This window comes from Gaetbulibacter sp. NE (assembly GCF_025548475.1).
Classification (GTDB): Bacteria; Bacteroidota; Bacteroidia; order Flavobacteriales; family Flavobacteriaceae; genus Gaetbulibacter_B; species Gaetbulibacter_B jejuensis.
Genome location: NZ_JAOQHY010000002.1, coordinates 159,904 through 179,198, shown reverse-complemented (window position 1 = coordinate 179,198; position 19,295 = coordinate 159,904). Strand labels below are relative to the sequence as shown.

Below are 19,295 nucleotides of genomic sequence, written 5' to 3'. Positions count from 1 at the left end.
ATTAATAATCAATCATTACTAATTATTAATTCTAATATGACTGCCACTACTCTATTTTATATTATAATAGCAATAATCATTGTAAATTTTATTATTGATAAAATCCTAGATGCGCTTAACGCAAAACATTTTAACGATGCTATACCAAACGAGCTTAAAGATGTTTATGATGACGCTGAATATAAAAAATCGCAAGCCTACAAACTCACCAATTATAAGTTTGGTGTTTGGAGTTCAACTTTTTCGGTGGCTTTAACATTGGCTTTTATTTGTTTTGGTGGTTTCGAATATGTTGATGTTTTAGCAAGACGGTTCAGCGATAACTCAATTGTAATCGCTTTGGTGTTTTTTGGTATAATCATGTTTGGAAGTGATATCCTATCTACTCCATTTTCTTACTATAAGACTTTTGTGATTGAAGAGCGTTTTGGCTTCAATAAAACTACCATAAAGACATTTATTCTAGACAAAGTAAAAGGGGTATTAATGATGGCTGTTATTGGTGGTGGAATTTTAGCTCTCATCATTTACATATTTCAACTTACCCAACAACATTTTTGGTTATACGCTTGGGCTATCATAACGATATTCTCGGTATTTATGAATATGTTTTATGCTAAGCTTATTGTACCACTATTCAACAAACAAACTCCTTTAGAAGAAAGCTCTTTACGTCATAAAATTTCAGAATATGCTCAATCGGTTGGGTTTAATCTTGAAAAAATATTTGTGATTGACGGTTCAAAACGTAGCACAAAAGCAAACGCTTACTTTTCGGGTTTTGGAAATGAAAAAAGAGTTACACTATATGATACCTTAATCAATGATTTGGAAGAAGAGGAAATTGTAGCAGTTTTAGCTCATGAAGTAGGTCATTACAAAAGAAAACACATTATTTACAACTTAGTAGCTTCAGTACTACTTACAGGACTTACTTTGTATGTGCTTTCCATTTTTATAACAAATCCATTACTTTCTAATGCCTTAGGCGTAAGCACACACAGTTTTCATGTTGGTTTAGTTGCTTTTGGACTACTCTACGCTCCTATTTCTGAAATCACAGGACTGGTAATGAATTGGCTGTCAAGACAGTTTGAATATCAAGCTGATGATTACGCAAAAAACACTTATAAAGCGCTACCGCTTATCACAGCTTTAAAAAAACTAAACAAAAACAGCCTTAGCAATTTAACACCTCACAAAGCTTACGTATTTGTGCATTATTCACACCCAACACTGTTACAACGCATGCGAAATTTATTGGGTTAAATAGCATTTATTTTTAACAGATTTGGCAACTGTTTTCCATTAAATAAAACCATAAAAAGCAATTGCACATTAAATTTCTAATGCGTACTTTAGTTTTATGACAGAAGTTGAGATAGAAAAAGAAAATGCAGCCATTGCTAAAGCTTACAAAGAACTCCTTAAAGTAAGTTACCAGACATTAACCAATGACGATAAAAAATTAATCCGTCATGCGTTTGATGTAGCTGTTGATGCGCACAAAGATCAACGTAGAAAATCTGGTGAAGCCTATATTTTTCATCCTATAGCTGTAGCAAAAATTGTCGCTTCAGAAATAGGCTTGGATGCTATCTCTATTGCTGCTGCTCTGCTCCATGATGTTGTTGAAGACAATGAGGATTATACCAAAAATGACATCGAACAATTATTTGGAGAAACTGTAGCACGTATTGTTGACGGACTTACTAAAATTTCGTCGCTAAGTAAAGAAACCGATGTCTCCACCCAAGCGGAAAATTTCCGTAAAATGCTATTAACACTCAATGACGACATTAGAGTTATCATTATCAAAATAGCCGACCGTCTTCATAACATGCAAACCATGGATGCGATGAGACGTGATAAACAAGAAAAAATAGCTTCTGAAACACTCTACATCTATGCACCATTAGCACATAGAATTGGGCTTTATAACATAAAAACCGAACTAGAAGACCTTGGTTTAAAATATACCGAGCCTGAAGTTTATCGAGATATTCATGATAAAATAAAGGAAAGTAAAGAAGAGCAAGACAAATACATTGAAACCTTTTCTAAAACCATTAAAGATGCTTTAGATGCTGAAGGCTTAAATTACGACATTAAAGGTCGACCAAAATCTATTTATTCTATTCGTAGAAAAATGATAAAACAAGGTGTCACCTTTGATGAAGTATATGACAAATTTGCTGTTCGTATCATTTACAAGTCTGATGTCGCTAATGAAAAATTCCTAGCTTGGAAAATCTACTCTATAGTTACAGACCACTTCACACCCAACCCAACCCGATTAAGAGATTGGATATCCTCTCCAAAATCTACTGGTTACGAAGCGTTGCACATAACGGTTATGGGACCTAAAGGACGTTGGGTAGAAGTTCAAATTCGTAGTGAGCGCATGAACGAAATCGCCGAAAAAGGCTATGCAGCACACTACAAATACAAACAAGGTAATACCGAAGATGCTCTAGACACCTGGATAAATAAACTACAAGAAGCATTAGAAACTAACGAAACCAATGCTGTTGATTTTGTTGAACAGTTTAAGCTCAACCTATATTCAAAAGAAATTTATGTCTTCTCGCCTAAAGGAGATTTAAAATCGTTACCAAAAGGCGCAACACCTTTAGATTTTGCCTTTAGTATCCATACCGAAATAGGTATGAAAACAAGAGGAGCTAAAGTAAATGGCAAACTGGTGCCTTTGAGTCAAGAATTGCAAAGTGGTGACCAAGTTGAAATTTTAACATCCGAAAATGCCAAACCTAACTCCAACTGGTTAGACTATGCTACTACTGCAAGAGCACGAAGCAAAATTAAAGGGTCGTTAAAAGACGAGAAAAAAACAATTGCTGAAGACGGTAAAGAGATTTTAAAACGAAAACTAAAGCAGCTTAAAATAAACCTTGATGAAAAGGCTGTAAACGACATGGTTGTTTACTTTAAGCTAAAAACAAGCTTAGATTTATTTTATCGTGTTGGTATTGGCACTATTGATAATAGTATGCTTAAGGACTTTGCTTCATCTAGAAGCAATGCTTTAGTTAGCTTTATCAAAAATAAAATCTCTAGAAGGCAAAATATCTCTAAGGAAGAGATAGAAAAAGATGAGATTACCTCAAAGTATGATTTATTAGTTTTTGGTAAAGAAGAAGAAAAACTAGACTATAAGTTAGCTAACTGTTGTAATCCTATTCCAGGAGATCCTGTATTTGGATTTTTAACTATTAATGAAGGTATAAAAATCCATAAAAAGAATTGCCCAAATGCCTTGAGTTTACAATCTAATTATGCCTACAGAATTATTCAGGCAAAATGGATAGATTCTTCACAACAAGAATTTTCAGCTCAAATAAAATTATCTGGTATTGATAATTTAGGATTGGTAAATAACATTACAAAAATTATTTCTTCAAATATGCACGTTAACATGAAGAGTATTAGTTTTCAAAGTGACGATGGTGTTTTCACAGGAAAAATCAACGTTGTAGTTAAAAACAATTCCATGTTAAAAAAACTTATGGATAACCTTAAAAAAATTAATGGTATAGATAAGGTTACTAGAGTGTAAAAAATGTGTAAATTTGCAACTTATTATGAGTGTAAAGACAGAACAAAGTAATCAAGAAATCGTAAAGAACGTTTTTACGGCTTTCTTAGAAGAAAAAGGACACAGAAAAACTCCTGAGCGTTATGCTATACTTCAGGAAATTTACGATAGTGAAGAACATTTTGATATTGAATCTCTATACATCAAAATGAAAAATAAAAACTATCGTGTAAGTCGTGCTACACTATACAATACTATAGAAATCCTTTTAGAGTGTGGATTGGTAAGAAAACACCAATTTGGTCAAAACCAAGCACATTATGAAAAATCTTACTTCGACAAACAACACGATCATGTTATTTTAACTGACACTGGTGAGGTTATTGAGTTTTGCGACCCAAGAATTCAATCTATCAAAAAAACCATCGAAGAAGTTTTTGATATAAAAATCAACAATCACTCACTTTATTTTTACGGAACTAAAAACAAATAACACTAACTAAATTATAATGGCAGTAGATTTACTACTAGGTTTACAATGGGGAGACGAAGGCAAAGGAAAAATTGTTGATGTTCTCACCTCCAAATACGATATTATTGCAAGATTTCAAGGTGGTCCAAATGCTGGACATACATTGGTATTTAATGGTAAAAAACATGTATTACACACAATACCTTCTGGTATTTTTCATAACGATACTGCAAATGTAGTTGGTAATGGTGTAGTTATTGACCCTGTAATCTTCAAAAAAGAGCTTGATAAATTAGCAGAACAAGATGTGGACTACAAAGCATCACTTCTTATTTCTAGAAAAGCTCACATTATACTGCCTACGCATCGTTTATTAGATGCTGCAAGCGAAGCTTCAAAAGGAAAAGCTAAAATAGGCTCAACCCTTAAAGGTATTGGTCCAACTTATATGGACAAAACCGGAAGAAATGGTATAAGAGTTGGTGATATAGAACTTGCCGATTGGAAAGAAAAATATAGAGCTCTTGCAGATAAGCACGAAGCTATGATAGCATTTTATAATGTTGACATTCAGTACGATTTAAAAGAACTTGAAACTGAATTTTTTGATGCTATAGAAACCTTAAAAACACTTCAGTTTATAGATTCTGAAGAGTACTTACACCAAGCACAAAAATCGGACAAATCTATTTTAGCCGAAGGTGCTCAAGGTTCGCTTTTAGATATCGATTTTGGAACCTATCCATTTGTAACTTCTAGTAACACTACAGCTGCTGGTGCTTGTACTGGACTTGGAATTGCTCCTAATAAAATTGGTGAAGTGTATGGTATCTTTAAAGCTTACACTACTCGTGTGGGTTCTGGACCATTCCCTACTGAATTATTTGATCAAGATGGAGAAACTATGGCTAAAGTTGGTCATGAGTTTGGAGCAACAACTGGTCGTCCACGTCGTTGCGGATGGTTAGATTTGGTAGCATTACGCTATGCATGTCAAGTAAATGGTGTTACGCAACTTATCATGATGAAAGGCGATGTACTTTCTGGGTTTAAATCGTTAAAGGTATGTACTGCCTATAACTATAAAGGTGAAACCATACATCACTTACCGTTTAATATTGAAGAGAAAAATGTAACGCCTGTATACACAGAGTTTGACGGTTGGAATGAAGACTTAACAGAAATGACTGAAGCTTCTCAAATGCCAAAACAACTTAATAATTACATCGCTTTCTTAGAAAAAGAACTTGAACTTCCTATCACAATTGTTTCGGTAGGACCTGACAGAAAACAAACCATTGTAAGAAAGTAATTTACAAACCTAAATACTAAGCCTGCTCATTATTTTTAAGCAGGCTTTTTTCTGTTAAAAAATGTGTTAACACATACGAAAGCCTTTAGAATATAGTTATTTTTGAAAAAAATTAATTTTATCTTGAAAATACACAACCTACTCTATTACACTATACTTATACTTTTTGTAGTCACTAAAAGTTATGCTCAAGAAGGTAAAAGAATACAAATTGAGCATGCTGGTTTTATGGTTGCTGATTCTACTGTTGGTAAAGACATTGCAACATTTGTAAGAAATGACCAGCAACAAATTCATGTCACTCATGATGGTGTAAACATGTGGTGTGATAAAGCCATTTATTATAAAAACGAAAACTTTATTGAAGCATTCAGTAATGTAAGAATGCAGCAAGGAGATACTATAAACATGACTGCTAAGTATGTTGAATATAGCGGAACTACAAAACTAGCTTTTGCCAGTGGAGACGTTGTACTTACCGAACCGCAATCTACCTTAACAACTGACACGCTCTTTTTTGATCGAGCAAAACAACAAGCTTATTATAAGAGCAAAGGAAAAGTGGTTAGAGACTCTTCTGGTACTATTACTAGTCAAATTGGTCGTTATTACATGGACAGCAAAAAATACCGTTTTTTAAAAGACGTGGTATTGGTTAATCCTGATTATACAATTAATTCCAACCAATTAGATTTTTATTCTGAAAGTGGTCACGCTTACCTTTATGGTCCAACAACCATTAAAGGTGAAGCTTCAAACATTTATTGCGAAAGAGGATTTTATGACACCAATAATGATGTTGGTTATTTCGTAAAAAAATCAAGAATAGATTATGAGAATCGAATTTTTGAAGGTGATAGTATGTTCTTTGATCGAAACCGAAGTTTTGCTTCTGCAACCAATAACATAAAAGTTACAGATACCACAAATAAAAGTATCATTAAAGGACATTATGCCGAAGTATTTAGAGAAAAAGACTCTGTGTTCATCACCAAACGTGCTTTAGCTATTACAGTACAAGAAAACGATTCCATTTACATACACAGTGACACGCTTATGGTTACTGGTAAACCCGAACATCGAATTACAAGAGCTTATTATAATGCTAAAATTTACAAAAGCGATTTAAGTGGAAAAGCAGATTCTATTCATGCTGACCATAAAACAGGTTTGACCGAGCTTATCAATTTATCACGCTTTTCATCAACCGATGCTTTTGCTACTAAGCGCAAACCTATATTATGGAACTTAGGTAATCAAATGAGTGGAGACACCATTCACTTAATTTCAAACACTGAAACCGAAGAACTAGATTCCTTAAAAGTATTTGACAATGCCTTTTTAATAAGTAAAGACACTTTAGGCACAGGATTTAATCAAATTAAGGGGCAAAAACTATATGGCTTGTTTAAAAATAACGAATTATATAATGTTGATATCATAAAAAATGCTGAAATCATCTATTTCTCTAGAGATGGAGAAAATGAACTTATTGGAATAAACAAGTCAAAGTCTGGTAGTATCAATATTCAAATTTCAGATAATACTATCAATGAAATTAGACTAATCAATCAGGTTGATGGAGACTTATTTCCTGAGTCTCAATTCCCTGAAAATGCTAGACGACTTAGAGGCTTTGATTGGCGAGAAGAAGAACGTCCAACTAGTGTTGAAGACCTTTTTAAAGACGATCCACCACTAGAACTTCCTATCATAAAAGGACTAGGAGAGTTTGTTCCTGAAGAAGAGTTTTTTGATGAAGCATTGTTAGACCGAGTTGACGAAGCTGAAAGCGAAGACCCTAAAAAAGTAAACAAAGCTGCTCGTAATATTCCTAAACAAGTATTGCAAAAAAGAGATTCCATTAAAACTCAAAACACACCTCTAAAAAAGGTGGTTAAGCCTAAAAAGGATAAGCAATAACATGAAATCAGATTTTTTCACATACCAAGCGCAAACGAGTCCACATCCTTTAGCTATGGAAATTTCTCATGCTAATGGTAGTTATATTTATGATTCAAACAATAAAGCATATTTAGATTTTGTAGCTGGTGTTTCAGCAAATAGCTTAGGTCACAATCACCCAAAAGTTGTTAACGCCATAAAAAATCAACTGGATAAATATATGCATGTTATGGTTTATGGCGAATACATTCAAGAACCAGCAGTAGAACTTGCTAAACTTTTAGCTAAACATTTACCTAAGTCACTTGAAACAACGTATTTAACAAACTCTGGTACCGAAGCTATTGAAGGCGCTTTAAAACTAGCCAAACGTTTTACAGGTAGAAGTCAAATAATAGCTGCAAAACATGCTTATCATGGCAATACTATGGGTTCCATGAGTGTTATGGGTTACGAAGAACGCAAGCAAGCGTTTAGACCTTTACTACCTGATATCCATTTTATTGAATTCAATAACGAAGTTGACATCAATACAATTACCACAAAAACTGCAGCAGTAATTTTAGAAACCATACAAGGAGGTGCAGGTTTTATTGAACCTATCAATGATTACTTACAAAAGGTGAAAGCGAAGTGTAAAGCTGTTGGTGCTGTTTTGATATTAGACGAAATCCAACCTGGTTTTGGCAGAACAGGAAAACTATTTGGTTTTGAACACTACAACTGTGTTCCTGATATTTTGGTTACAGGTAAAGGCCTTGGTGGTGGAATGCCTATTGGTGCATTTACAGCTTCTAAAGACATGATGTCTAATTTAACTGAAAACCCAAAACTAGGACACATCACTACATTTGGAGGACATCCAGTAATTGCAGCTTCAGCTTTAGCTACAGTAAAAGAAATTACTGAAAGTAATTTAATGACTGAAGCTTTAGAAAAAGAGCAATTAATACGTAAAAAACTAAAGCATCCTTTAATAAAAGAAATAAGAGGAAAAGGATTAATGCTAGCTGCAATGACACCTTCTGCAGACATAACAAATGAAGTTATTTTAAAGTGTCAAGACGAAGGATTAATACTTTTTTGGTTACTTTTTGAGCCAAAAGCCATCAGGATTACGCCTCCATTAACCATTTCAAACGAAGAAATTATTAAAGGTTGTGACATAATACTTAAAGTTTTAGACTCAATTTCTTAATCTTATTTGCTCTAAAAACACTACCTAAAACACTGATATAAAGCAAATAAAACCCATTTACATAAAATAAAAATTCACCTGTTAATTAATTTGTTAAAAACATTCATCGCAAAAACTTCAATTGCGTCAATAGAACAGTAAATTTATTACAAGTAACAATTATACCTGCCTATGGAGTTCAGTCGCAGTGACGAAAACAACTTATCGCTTACAAGATTTGAGTCAATGCTAAAAACCAACAATGTGTTGTTTTTTGATTCAAATGAGTTTGAAAACATAATCCAGCACTATCTGGAAATTGGTAAAATTGCCCTCGCAAAAAAGGCCATCAAATTAGGGTTAGAGCAACATCCAACGTCAGTTAACCTTAAACTTTTTCAGGTTGAGATTTATGTTATTGAAAACAAGCTAGAACATGCTGACAAAATTCTTGATGAACTTTATGAAATAGAACCTTCTAACGAAGAAATTTATGTTCAAAAAGCAAATGTTCTCTCTAAAAGAGATGAACACGAAATGGCAATCAACACGTTAAAGATTGCTTTAAAACTGAGTAATAATGACGAGGATGATTCCGATTTATACGCACTCATTGGTATGGAATACTTGTTTTTGGATAAGTTTGAAGAAGCAAAAGAGTATTTTATCAAGTGCCTTGAATTAGACATGTACGATTACTCTGCTTTGTATAATATTATTTATTGTTTTGATTTTCTTGACCAAAACGAAGAAGCTATCAACTTCTTAACTCAATATTTAGACAGCAATCCTTATTGCGAAGTTGCATGGCATCAATTAGGTAAACAATACTTTGCAATTAAAGACTATAAAAAAGCATTAGCAGCATTTGACTTTGCTATAATATCAGACGATACCTTTGTAGGTGCTTATCTTGAAAAAGGAAAAGTTTTAGAAAAGCAACAACAGTACAATAATGCTATTGAAAATTATAAAATCACCTTAGCACTTGACGAGCCTACATCATTTGCCCTGTTAAGAATTGGTCATTGTTATGAAAAATTAGGCAATGACGACTTAGCGGTTCAATATTTTTACAAAACTGTACACGAAGATCCGCTTTTAGATAAAGGATGGATTGCCATTACTAAGTTTTATAATAAGAAACGAAATTTCCAAAAAGCGCTTTATTACATCAACAAAGCAATAAATATTGATTGTGAAAATGTGATTTACTGGAAACTGTATGCACAAATCAATCATCAGTTAAACTTTTTGGAAGAAGCTGAAAGAGGCTACAAAAAAACATTAGAACTTGGCAATTATGAACTTCAAACTTGGTTATCTAGGTCTGATATTCTAATCAGCTTAGGTGAGTTTGAAGCTTCTATTTACAACTTAATTCAAGCTGCAGAATTCTATCCTGAAACACCTGAAATTGAGTTTAGATTAGCTGGTTTATATTTTACCTTACACGAATCAGAAAAAGCGCATTACCATTTAAAAAATGGCTTGTTGCTAGACGATGAGTTTTATTACATACTAGAAGAACTTTTCCCGAAAGTTTATAATAAAATTTCTGTAAAAGAGATTATTTCAAATTCTAAAAAGGCTTAAAGCGAAAATTCCATACCTTTACGTTTCTTATTTTTAAAATAACAAATGCAAAGACGCTTTTTAGATTATTTCATCCTTTCACTTAAAGGTATTGCCATGGGAGCAGCAGATGCAGTTCCTGGAGTTTCTGGCGGAACAATAGCCTTTATTTCTGGTATTTACGAAGAACTAATTACCACAATTAGCAACGTTAACTTATCTTTAATTACAACTCTTAGAAAAGAAGGTTTTAAAGCCTTTTGGACTCAGCTTAATGGTAACTTTTTGGTGGCACTATTAACTGGTATTGTTATTAGTTTTGTGTCCTTTATGCGATTAGCCAAATACCTTATAGAAAATCATCCTATTTTAATTTGGTCGTTCTTTTTTGGGTTAATTGTAGCTAGTATCTTCTTTGTAGGTAAGCAAATACAAAAATGGAATTTAGCAGTTATTATTTCTCTAATAGCTGGAGCCTTAATCGCCTATTATATTACAACACTACCTTCAATGGCTAATAATGACAATCCTTTGTTTTTATTTTTTGCTGGAGCTATTGCTATTTGCGCTATGATTTTACCAGGTATTTCGGGTTCATTCATTCTTGTTATTCTTGGAGCATACAAAACCTTAAGTGATGCTTTGCATGACTTTGATATAAAAAAAATACTAATTTTTGCTGTTGGTGCAGTTGTTGGTTTATTGAGTTTTAGTCGCGTTTTAAAGTGGTTGTTCAAAAACTACCACAATATCACATTAGCTATTCTTACTGGTTTTATTTTTGGGTCTTTAAACAAAATTTGGCCTTGGAAAAAAGTGCTAACATGGCGTACAAACTCTAAAGGAGAACAAATTCCTTTATTAGAAGAAAGCATATCTCCTTTTAACTTTGATGGAGATCCTAAATTAGCAATTGCCATTGTTTTAATGATTGTAGGTTTTTCTACAATTTTTATACTTGAAAAGTTAGGTTCTAAAAAACAATAACAATGCAAAGCACCAGAACTTTTAAAGACAAACTCTTTCTGGTCATTAAAGGACTAGCAATGGGAGCCGCAAATAAGGTTCCTGGAGTATCTGGTGGTGTGGTTGCTTTTGTTGCAGGGTTTTATGAAGAGTTTATATACTCACTTCAAAAGGTAAACAAAACAGCTTTTAAACTTTTATTCAACGGTAGGTTTAAGAGTTTTTACAATTACATAAACGGTCGGTTTCTTACCTTACTCCTTTTTGGGATGTTGGTAAGTTATTTTAGCGTATCTAAAATATTGGATTACTTCCTGGAGCATTATCAGCTTTTTGTATGGAGTTTGTTTTTTGGGATGATTATTGGCTCCATTTATTACATAAACAAAGATTTTAAAGACTGGAATTATAAAACAATACTCTCTTTAATTGTAGGTATTGCCTTAGGTGTTGGTATTAGTTTTTTAGATCCTGCTAAAGAAAATGACAATCTGTGGTTTGTATTTTTTTGTGGAATCATTAGCGTTTCAGGAATGACACTTCCTGGATTTTCTGGCTCTTTCATATTAATTCTCTTAGGAAATTACGTATTACTTCTAGTGGACTCCGTTAATGCGTTATATGATACTTTTTCTGAAATTTTTAGCGGCAATTTTGAGTTTGTTCACGATGCAAATAGAATAAGAATGCTAAAAGTTTTAGGTGTGTTCACTTTAGGTTCAGTTACTGGATTAGTAACATTTTCGCACATACTTAATTACATTTTAAAACATTATAAAAGCATTACCACAGCAACAATAATTGGTTTTATTATTGGCTCTCTTGGTGTTGTTTGGCCTTGGAAAGAGATTGTTTACAAACAAAACACTTCAGGTAATTTTATTTTAGATTCTACTGGACAAAAAATTATAGAAAACTACACACGATTTATTCCTGAACTTAACAACGAAACATACATTGCAATTTTGTTTGTTTTAATAGGAATTTTAATAGTTTTGGCGTTGGAATGGTACGGACAAAAAACCAGAAAGATAAATGCATAAATTAGGATTAGTAGGTAAGAATATCTCCTATTCATTTTCCAAAAAATATTTCACTGAAAAATTTGAAAATGAACAACTTCCGTTTGAATACGAAAATTTTGACATCAAAGCAATTTCTGAATTAAAAGATATTATTGCTTCCAATAAAAAGTTAGTAGGATTAAACGTAACTATACCTTACAAAGAGGCTGTAATTCCTCTATTAGACGATATTAACAAAAGAGCGAAAAAAATTGGAGCTGTAAATACTATAAGAATTTCTCCTAAAGGAAAACTTAAAGGCTACAACACGGATTATTACGGATTCAAAAAATCGTTACAACCTTTATTAAAACCTCATCATACTTCTGCTTTAATTTTAGGAACAGGTGGAGCTTCAAAAGCTATAGCATACACGCTTAAAAAATTAAAAATAGATTTTGATTATGTGTCTAGAACTCCAAAATCTGGAGTTAAATTTTTGTATTCAGATTTAACCGATCAAATCATAAGCTCATACTCAATTATCATTAACTGTACTCCTGTTGGAACTTATCCAGACGTTAACACATGTCCTGATATTCCTTACGATGGCATCACATCTAACCACATACTTTACGATTTAATCTACAATCCTGATCAAACAAAGTTTTTAACTTGTGGTGACATAAAAGGTGCACAAACTTGTAATGGCTATAAAATGCTAGAGCTACAAGCCGAAAAAGCTTGGAAAATTTGGAATCTTAAATAAAGTACCAAAATTTCTATTCCTTTTTGTAATTCAGTGACTTGTTAGTATATTAGCTTTTTAAGTATTTAGAACTAAAAACATTGTAAAATGTCAGAGAAAGATAACCTGCAAAATGCAGATGGAAACGAAGAAACAAAAGCTACTGCAAACCAAGCTACTGAAAGTACTGGAGCTGAAACAACTCAAGATGCTACGTCATTAGAAAACCCAACAACTGATGAGAATACTAATTCTACTTCAGAACAGGTTGAAACTAATGAAGAGACCAAAACTGAGACTGTTGAAGAAAAACCCAACTCTCATGTAGATGAAATTGACGAGTCTAATGCCGAAGACGCTGAAGATGAAAGCAATAGTGAAAGACACACACTAGAAGAAAAAGACTACCACGCCATGTCAATGGAGCAGTTGGTAAAAGAATTTGACAGTTTACTTAAACAACAAAAAGTTCAAACTATAAAATCTCATGTTGATGAGATAAGATCTGAATTCAATGCTAAATTCAGTGAACTTCTTGAAGAGAAAAAAGAAGAATTCATTAACGATGGTGGTAATGAAATAGATTTCAAGTACTCTACTCCAACAAAAAAAGAGTTCAATTCACTTTATAAAGAGTATAAAAGTAACCTAAACGCTTACTACAAAAATCTAGAAAGCAGTTTAAAATCTAACCTTGAAAATCGTTTAAGAATTATTGAGGAGATTAAAGGACTTATTAATGTTGAAGAAAATATAAACACAACATACAAGCACTTTAAAGAACTACAAGAAGAATGGCGAAATGCTGGTCCTATTCCAAGAGATAAGTACAATAATGCTTGGAACACGTACCATCACCATGTTGAGATTTTCTATGATTTCCTACATCTCAATCGTGATTTGAGGGATATGGATTTTAAACACAACTTGGATCAAAAACTTAAAATTATTGAGCGCGCTGAAGAACTTGCAAAAGATGACAACGTAAACAGAGCGTTTAGAGAATTGCAAGTGCTACATAAAATGTGGAAAGAAGACCTTGGTCCTGTTGCTAAAGAACATCGAGAAGACATTTGGGATCGATTTAGTAATGCAACTAAAACCATACATGATAAACGACAAGCTTATTATGCCGATTTAGATAAGGCCTATGAAGCTAACTTAGAGCGTAAAGAAGAAATTATCGCAAAGATTGATGCAGTAGCTCAAGACAACGCCAACACGCATCAAGCATGGCAAAAGAAAATAAAAACTATTGAAGCCTTAAGACAAGATTTCTTTAATGCTGGAAAAGTACCAATTAAAGTTAATGAAGCTACTTGGGCAAAATTTAAAGCATCAGTTAGAGCTTTTAACAAAAAGAAAAATTCCTTTTATAAAAACTTAAAAAAGGAACAGTATGATAATCTTCAGAAAAAGCTAGACTTAATAAAAATTGCTGAAGACAATAAGGACAGTGAAGACTTTGAAACTGTAACACCTTTAATGAAGAAAATTCAAAGTGACTGGAAAAAAATTGGACATGTTCCAAGAAAAGACAGTGACAAAATTTGGCACAAGTTTAAAGCTGCTTGCAATCATTACTTCGATAAACTTCATGCTGAGCGTAATGCTGCTAATAAAGAATTATTTGAAGCCTATGAAAAGAAGTCTAAGTTTTTAGAAGCCTTAAAAGATTTAAAATTATCAGGAACACCAGAGAGTGATATTGAAACTTTAAAAGCTAAAATAGACGAGTGGAAATCATTAGGCAATGTTCCTCACAGTAAACGTTATATTGAAGGAAAGTTCAATAAGGCTTTGGATGACATGTTCGGTAAACTTAAAATGGATAAGACCGAAATTGAAATGATTAAGTTTGAAAATAAACTTGAAGCCTTATCACAACCTGATGATACTAGACTTCTTGATAATGAACATAATTTTATTCGTAAAAAAATAGACGAAGTAAAAGGAGAAATCAACCAGCTAGAAAACAATCTTCAGTTTTTCTCTAATGTTGACGAAAGCAATCCTATGGTAAAAGATGTTTTAAACAATATTGAAAACCATAAAAACAATCTGAGCATTTGGGAAGAAAAGCTCAGAAAACTTAAGGATATGTATTAAAAATCAAATCCTACCTGCTAAAAACAGGTAGGATTGTGACCCCTAACTAAACTAAATTTTGAATCTTAATCACATCCGCTTAAAATATAATTAAGACTACCTACTTATGATTATGAAACTATAATTTCAAGTTTCTATCTGTATTATATACGTATTATCTTACATGTTTGGATCACGCAAAGTGAAAAAAAGTTATATTTTTTTTGCTTCTTCCCAATAAACGTCCATTTCTCTTAGGCTCATGTCCTGTAAGCTTTTGTTTAGTGACTTCGCTTTTTCTTCTAAATACTGAAATCTTTTAATAAATTTTTTATTGGTTTTCTCTAAAGCATTCTCAGGATTAATTTTTAAAAACCTTGCATAGTTTATTAAAGAAAATAAAACATCTCCAAATTCATTCTCCATATTTTCTCTATTTCCACTATCTACTTCATGCTTCAATTCTTGGATTTCTTCCTCAACTTTTTCCCAAACTTGATGAGGCTCTTCCCAGTCAAAACCTACTCCAGCAACTTTATCTTGTACTCTACTCGCTTTTACCATTGCTGGTAAACTTCTTGGAACACCTTCTAATACGCTTTTCTTTCCTTCTTTTAATTTTAACTGTTCCCAATTGCGTTTTACATCTTCTTCATTATCGACACTTACATCTCCATAAATATGCGGATGACGATCAATAAGCTTATCGCAAATGCTATTACAAACGTCAGCAATATCAAAATGGTTGGTTTCGCTTCCTATTTTTGAATAAAATACAATATGTAAAAGCACATCACCTAGCTCCTTTTTTACTTCATCTAAATCATTATCCAAAATAGCATCACCTAACTCATAAACTTCTTCAATGGTTAGGTGTCGTAAGGATTCCATAGTTTGTTTTTTATCCCACGGACATTGCTCACGCAACTCATCCATAATGATTAACAAACGCTCAAATGCTTTTAATTGTTGGGTTTTATCTGTCATGTTTTGATAATATTAAGACCCAAAAATACGATTAATAGCTATTTAGTAAAGCATGTATTACTACATGTTTATTAAAACATATTAACCAAAAAATGTAAGTTGTTATTCTTCTTCTTCAGAAGTTGAATCTTCAAGAGCTTCAAGGTTTTCCAACAGGTTGTGTTGGTGAAGTAAATTGTACCATTGTACAATCTTTTTTATGTCGCTTGCATATACTCTATCTTCGTCATAGTCTGGTAAAACTTCAAAGAAATATTCTTCTAAGGCATCTTTACCATCTTTATGACTTACTGATGTAGTTTGCCCGTTTTCTTTCTCTTTTATTTTAAGAAACACTTTGTATAGTGGCAATTCTTCTGATAGTGTATAAATAGCTATTTCACTAAGTACACTTACATTACTGTGTATGTTAACTGATAGTCTTTTTTTATCAATTAATGATTCGGCAATTAATCCTCCACGTGTTTGCGTTACTATTTTAAATAATCCAGGTTTTCCGGAAATAGAAAGAATTTTATCTAAACTCATGTGTTAAACAGGCTTTTTTTGTTGTGGGCAAATATAATTTTTTGTGAATAAGAATTAAAACTATTAACGTTTCTTTTTCATTAAAGGAAACTTCATTTTATAGTCAATCTTTATTTTTCCTTTTGATATGTTAGCTAGCTTTCCTTTTATAAGTCGCTTTTTAAATGACGATAACTTATCAGTAAATAAAACACCTTCAATATGGTCGTATTCATGCTGAATAACTCTCGCAATTAAACCATCAAACTCTTTGACATGTGTATCAAAATTTTCGTCCTGATACTGAATCTTTATTTTTGGTTGTCTAAACACATCTTCTCTTACATCTGGAATACTTAAGCAACCTTCGTTGAAAGCCCATTCATCACCTTCTTCTTCTAAAATTTTAGCGTTTATAAAAGTTTGTTTAAAAGCTTTTAATTGTTGCTTTTCTTCTTCAGTATGCGATTCATCTTCTGAAAACGGTTCAGTATCTACCAAGAACAAACGTATTGGCAACCCTATTTGTGGTGCTGCCAAACCTACACCATACGCACCATACATAGTATCGTACATATTATCAATAAGTTCATTAAGATTAGGATAATCTTTAGTAATCTCTTCTGCTTTTTTTCTTAAAACAGAATCGCCATAGGCAACAATAGGTAAAATCATAAATTCTTATTTTCGGATGCAAAAATACAATTCTTATGCCTTTTTTGAAGTTTTTAAGCACAAAAAAACTCCTTACATGGTAAGGAGTCTAATATTTGAGTTTGATTTTTTTTTATCTCATTACTACAACCTTCTTTGAAATAGATAGATTATTAGATGTAATTTGAACCATATAAATACCGTTAGGTAAATTAGAAATACTTAAAGGTTTTACACTTAAGTTATCAGTATTTTCAGCTAAAACCAGTTTTCCTGTTACTGAATATATATTAATACTTGCCGAAACATTAGATTGAAACTTTACGTTTAATGTATTTCCAGTAGTTACTGGGTTTGGAAACAGTCTTAAAGAATTAAAAATTGCTTCAACTTGTTTTATCGATAATGTTTCGTTAGTAAGTGTTCCGTCAGTGTATTCGCAAGTTGCATAACCAAAATCAGCAGTAAAAGTGTTTGGTGGAGCAACTGGGTCTCCAGATGTTAATCCATAAATAGAATACTCGTCATCACAACTAGATAGTGTAAAAACACTAGCTCCTACATTTACAGTAGTTGGTCTGTTCTCACATAGAGAAGTTCCTGAGTCATAAAAGAAATACAATGAAGATCCATTAGAGAATCCTGTTGGAGGGCAAGATTGCGCGTTTACTTTATTAAAACCAAATAGGCCTATTATAAGTAATAAAAATAAATAGTAGTTGTTTTTCATAGTTTGGGGTTTTAAATAATTACCAAGCCAAACATATATCTCAGGAGCAAATGCCTAAAATAATTTAGTTGAAATACCTTAATTTACTGATAAAATACACTTTACAGCCCTATTTTATCTCGAATATAGATAACTTTGAAGTATTATTGTAGCACTAATTTCATCTACTAAGGCTTTATTTTTTCGTTGTTTTTTAGTTAACCCACTATCTATCATGGTTTGAAACGCCATTTTAGAAGTAAAACGTTCATCAACTCTTGTAAATGGTATATCAGGAAAAGTCTTCATAATCTTATCAATAAATGGTTTAATAGCTACCTCACTTTCAGAGGCTTCATTATTTAAACGCTTAGGCTCTCCAATAACAAATAGCTCTACAGATTCATTAGAGACATACTCTTTTAAAAAAGCAAACAAGTCTTTAGTTTCAACAGTTGTTAACCCAGAAGCTATAATTTGCAACTCATCAGTTACAGCTATTCCTGTTCTTTTAGTACCAAAATCTATTGCTAAAATTCTTGCCATATTGATTGCAAAGGTAACATAATAAAAAACTCTCCCTTTATAAAAAGGAAGAGTTATTAAAATAATTAGCTATTAATTAACTGATGATTTAATTTCCCTCTAACTAAACAAAACCACTCATTAATCATTTTTAAGACACACACAAAACGGATAGGTCACATATTATTTTTATTTTTTTCTCTTAAAATTATAGAACTATCTTTGTAGCTAGTTTAAAACTTAAATTATACCAATGACAGAATTACAAACCATTATTGAAAATGCTTGGGAAGACAGAGCACTTTTAAAAGACCAAAACACAATTGACAGCATTAGAAAAGTAGTTAACTTACTAGACGCTGGAGAATTAAGAGTTGCCGAACCTACCGCTAACGGTTGGCAAGTTAACGAATGGGTTAAAAAAGCTGTGGTATTGTATTTCCCTATTCAACAAATGGAAACGCTAGAAGTTGGTATTTTTGAGTTTCATGATAAAATTCCTTTAAAACGTAACTACGCTGAAAAAGGCATAAGAGTAGTACCACATGCTGTAGCAAGACATGGTGCTTATATTTCATCTGGCACTATATTAATGCCTAGTTATGTAAACATTGGTGCTTATGTTGATGAAGGCACTATGGTTGACACCTGGGCAACAGTGGGTAGTTGCGCTCAAATAGGAAAAAACGTTCACCTTTCGGGTGGTGTTGGTATTGGTGGAGTTTTAGAACCTTTACAAGCTGCTCCTGTAATTATTGAAGATGGTGCATTTATTGGTAGTCGTTGTATAGTTGTTGAAGGCGTTCGTGTTGAAAAAGAAGCTGTACTTGGTGCTAATGTTGTACTGACTATGAGTACAAAAATTATTGATGTTACAGGAGATGAACCTGTTGAAATGAAAGGTATTGTTCCTGCACGTTCAGTTGTTATTCCTGGAAGTTACACCAAAAAATTTGCTGCTGGCGAATACCAAGTGCCATGTGCATTGATAATTGGTAAGCGTAAAGAAAGTACTGACAAGAAAACTTCTCTTAATGATGCTTTAAGAGAGTACGACGTTGCTGTGTAAATTTAAACTGAGTTAGTGTTTCTGCTAATGATTTTTAGAAA

Annotated in this window: 17 protein-coding genes; 12 read left to right on the top strand and 5 right to left on the bottom strand. The window is 32.6% G+C overall.

What is annotated here, in order from left to right:
* The first annotated feature begins 36 nt into the window (after positions 1–36).
* The 11 genes from OD803_RS05445 to OD803_RS05395 all read left to right on the top strand — a co-directional run bounded on the left by OD803_RS05445 (position 37) and on the right by OD803_RS05395 (position 14,824).
* Positions 37–1,269 carry a M48 family metallopeptidase gene (locus tag OD803_RS05445; protein ID WP_262732644.1) on the top strand — a complete coding sequence of 411 codons (1,233 nt, stop codon included), beginning with the start codon at positions 37–39 and terminating at the stop codon, positions 1,267–1,269.
* A gap of 97 nt (positions 1,270–1,366) precedes the next feature.
* The gene (locus OD803_RS05440; RefSeq protein WP_262732643.1) at positions 1,367–3,577 is read left to right on the top strand and encodes a RelA/SpoT family protein; all 2,211 of its coding nucleotides are present in this window, start codon (positions 1,367–1,369) and stop codon (positions 3,575–3,577) included.
* 25 nt (positions 3,578–3,602) lie between these two features.
* Positions 3,603–4,049, top strand: a complete 447-nt coding sequence (locus tag OD803_RS05435; RefSeq protein ID WP_129760439.1) for a Fur family transcriptional regulator — start codon at positions 3,603–3,605, stop codon at positions 4,047–4,049.
* Positions 4,050–4,065: 16 nt separating this feature from the next.
* Entirely contained in the window at positions 4,066–5,340 is a 1,275-nt protein-coding gene (locus OD803_RS05430) for an adenylosuccinate synthase (RefSeq protein WP_262732642.1), read from the top strand.
* A gap of 228 nt (positions 5,341–5,568) precedes the next feature.
* Positions 5,569–7,263, top strand: a complete 1,695-nt coding sequence (locus OD803_RS05425; protein ID WP_442899854.1) for an OstA-like protein — start codon at positions 5,569–5,571, stop codon at positions 7,261–7,263.
* Position 7,264: 1 nt separating this feature from the next.
* Entirely contained in the window at positions 7,265–8,443 is a 1,179-nt protein-coding gene (locus OD803_RS05420; RefSeq protein WP_262732639.1) for an aspartate aminotransferase family protein, read from the top strand.
* A gap of 171 nt (positions 8,444–8,614) precedes the next feature.
* Positions 8,615–10,018, top strand: a complete 1,404-nt coding sequence (locus OD803_RS05415; protein WP_262732638.1) for a tetratricopeptide repeat protein — start codon at positions 8,615–8,617, stop codon at positions 10,016–10,018.
* A gap of 45 nt (positions 10,019–10,063) precedes the next feature.
* On the top strand, positions 10,064–10,984 hold the full coding sequence (locus OD803_RS05410) for a DUF368 domain-containing protein (protein WP_262732636.1): 921 nt from the start codon (positions 10,064–10,066) through the stop codon (positions 10,982–10,984).
* Positions 10,985–10,986: 2 nt separating this feature from the next.
* Complete coding sequence (locus OD803_RS05405) at positions 10,987–12,006, top strand: DUF368 domain-containing protein (protein ID WP_262732635.1); 1,020 nt, start codon at positions 10,987–10,989, stop codon at positions 12,004–12,006.
* Entirely contained in the window at positions 11,999–12,736 is a 738-nt protein-coding gene (locus OD803_RS05400) for a shikimate dehydrogenase family protein (RefSeq protein WP_131507725.1), read from the top strand. The genes OD803_RS05405 and OD803_RS05400 overlap by 8 nt, the downstream gene beginning before the upstream one ends.
* Positions 12,737–12,823: 87 nt before the next feature.
* Positions 12,824–14,824: a DUF349 domain-containing protein gene (locus OD803_RS05395; RefSeq protein ID WP_262732633.1), complete on the top strand. Its 2,001-nt coding sequence runs from the start codon at positions 12,824–12,826 to the stop codon at positions 14,822–14,824.
* Between the two features lie 192 nt (positions 14,825–15,016).
* Here the strand turns inward: OD803_RS05395 and mazG are convergent, their stop codons facing one another.
* The 5 genes from mazG to ruvX form a co-directional block, all read right to left on the bottom strand.
* Positions 15,017–15,790, bottom strand: a complete 774-nt coding sequence (mazG, locus tag OD803_RS05390; RefSeq protein ID WP_262732632.1) for a nucleoside triphosphate pyrophosphohydrolase — start codon at positions 15,788–15,790, stop codon at positions 15,017–15,019.
* A 102-nt stretch (positions 15,791–15,892) separates the two neighbouring features.
* A complete protein-coding gene (locus OD803_RS05385) occupies positions 15,893–16,318 on the bottom strand; it encodes a DUF5606 family protein (RefSeq protein ID WP_129760430.1) in 426 nt (141 codons plus the stop codon).
* 63 nt (positions 16,319–16,381) lie between these two features.
* The gene (gene def / locus OD803_RS05380) at positions 16,382–16,972 is read right to left on the bottom strand and encodes a peptide deformylase (protein WP_262732631.1); all 591 of its coding nucleotides are present in this window, start codon (positions 16,970–16,972) and stop codon (positions 16,382–16,384) included.
* Positions 16,973–17,084: 112 nt separating this feature from the next.
* Positions 17,085–17,681 carry a T9SS type A sorting domain-containing protein gene (locus tag OD803_RS05375; protein WP_262732630.1) on the bottom strand — a complete coding sequence of 199 codons (597 nt, stop codon included), beginning with the start codon at positions 17,679–17,681 and terminating at the stop codon, positions 17,085–17,087.
* Between the two features lie 114 nt (positions 17,682–17,795).
* Positions 17,796–18,206: a Holliday junction resolvase RuvX gene (gene ruvX / locus OD803_RS05370; RefSeq protein ID WP_262732629.1), complete on the bottom strand. Its 411-nt coding sequence runs from the start codon at positions 18,204–18,206 to the stop codon at positions 17,796–17,798.
* Positions 18,207–18,438: 232 nt separating this feature from the next.
* On the opposite strand from ruvX, the gene OD803_RS05365 reads away from it, so the two are divergent.
* On the top strand, positions 18,439–19,254 hold the full coding sequence (locus OD803_RS05365; protein ID WP_262732628.1) for a 2,3,4,5-tetrahydropyridine-2,6-dicarboxylate N-succinyltransferase: 816 nt from the start codon (positions 18,439–18,441) through the stop codon (positions 19,252–19,254).
* Positions 19,255–19,295: the final 41 nt, after the last annotated feature.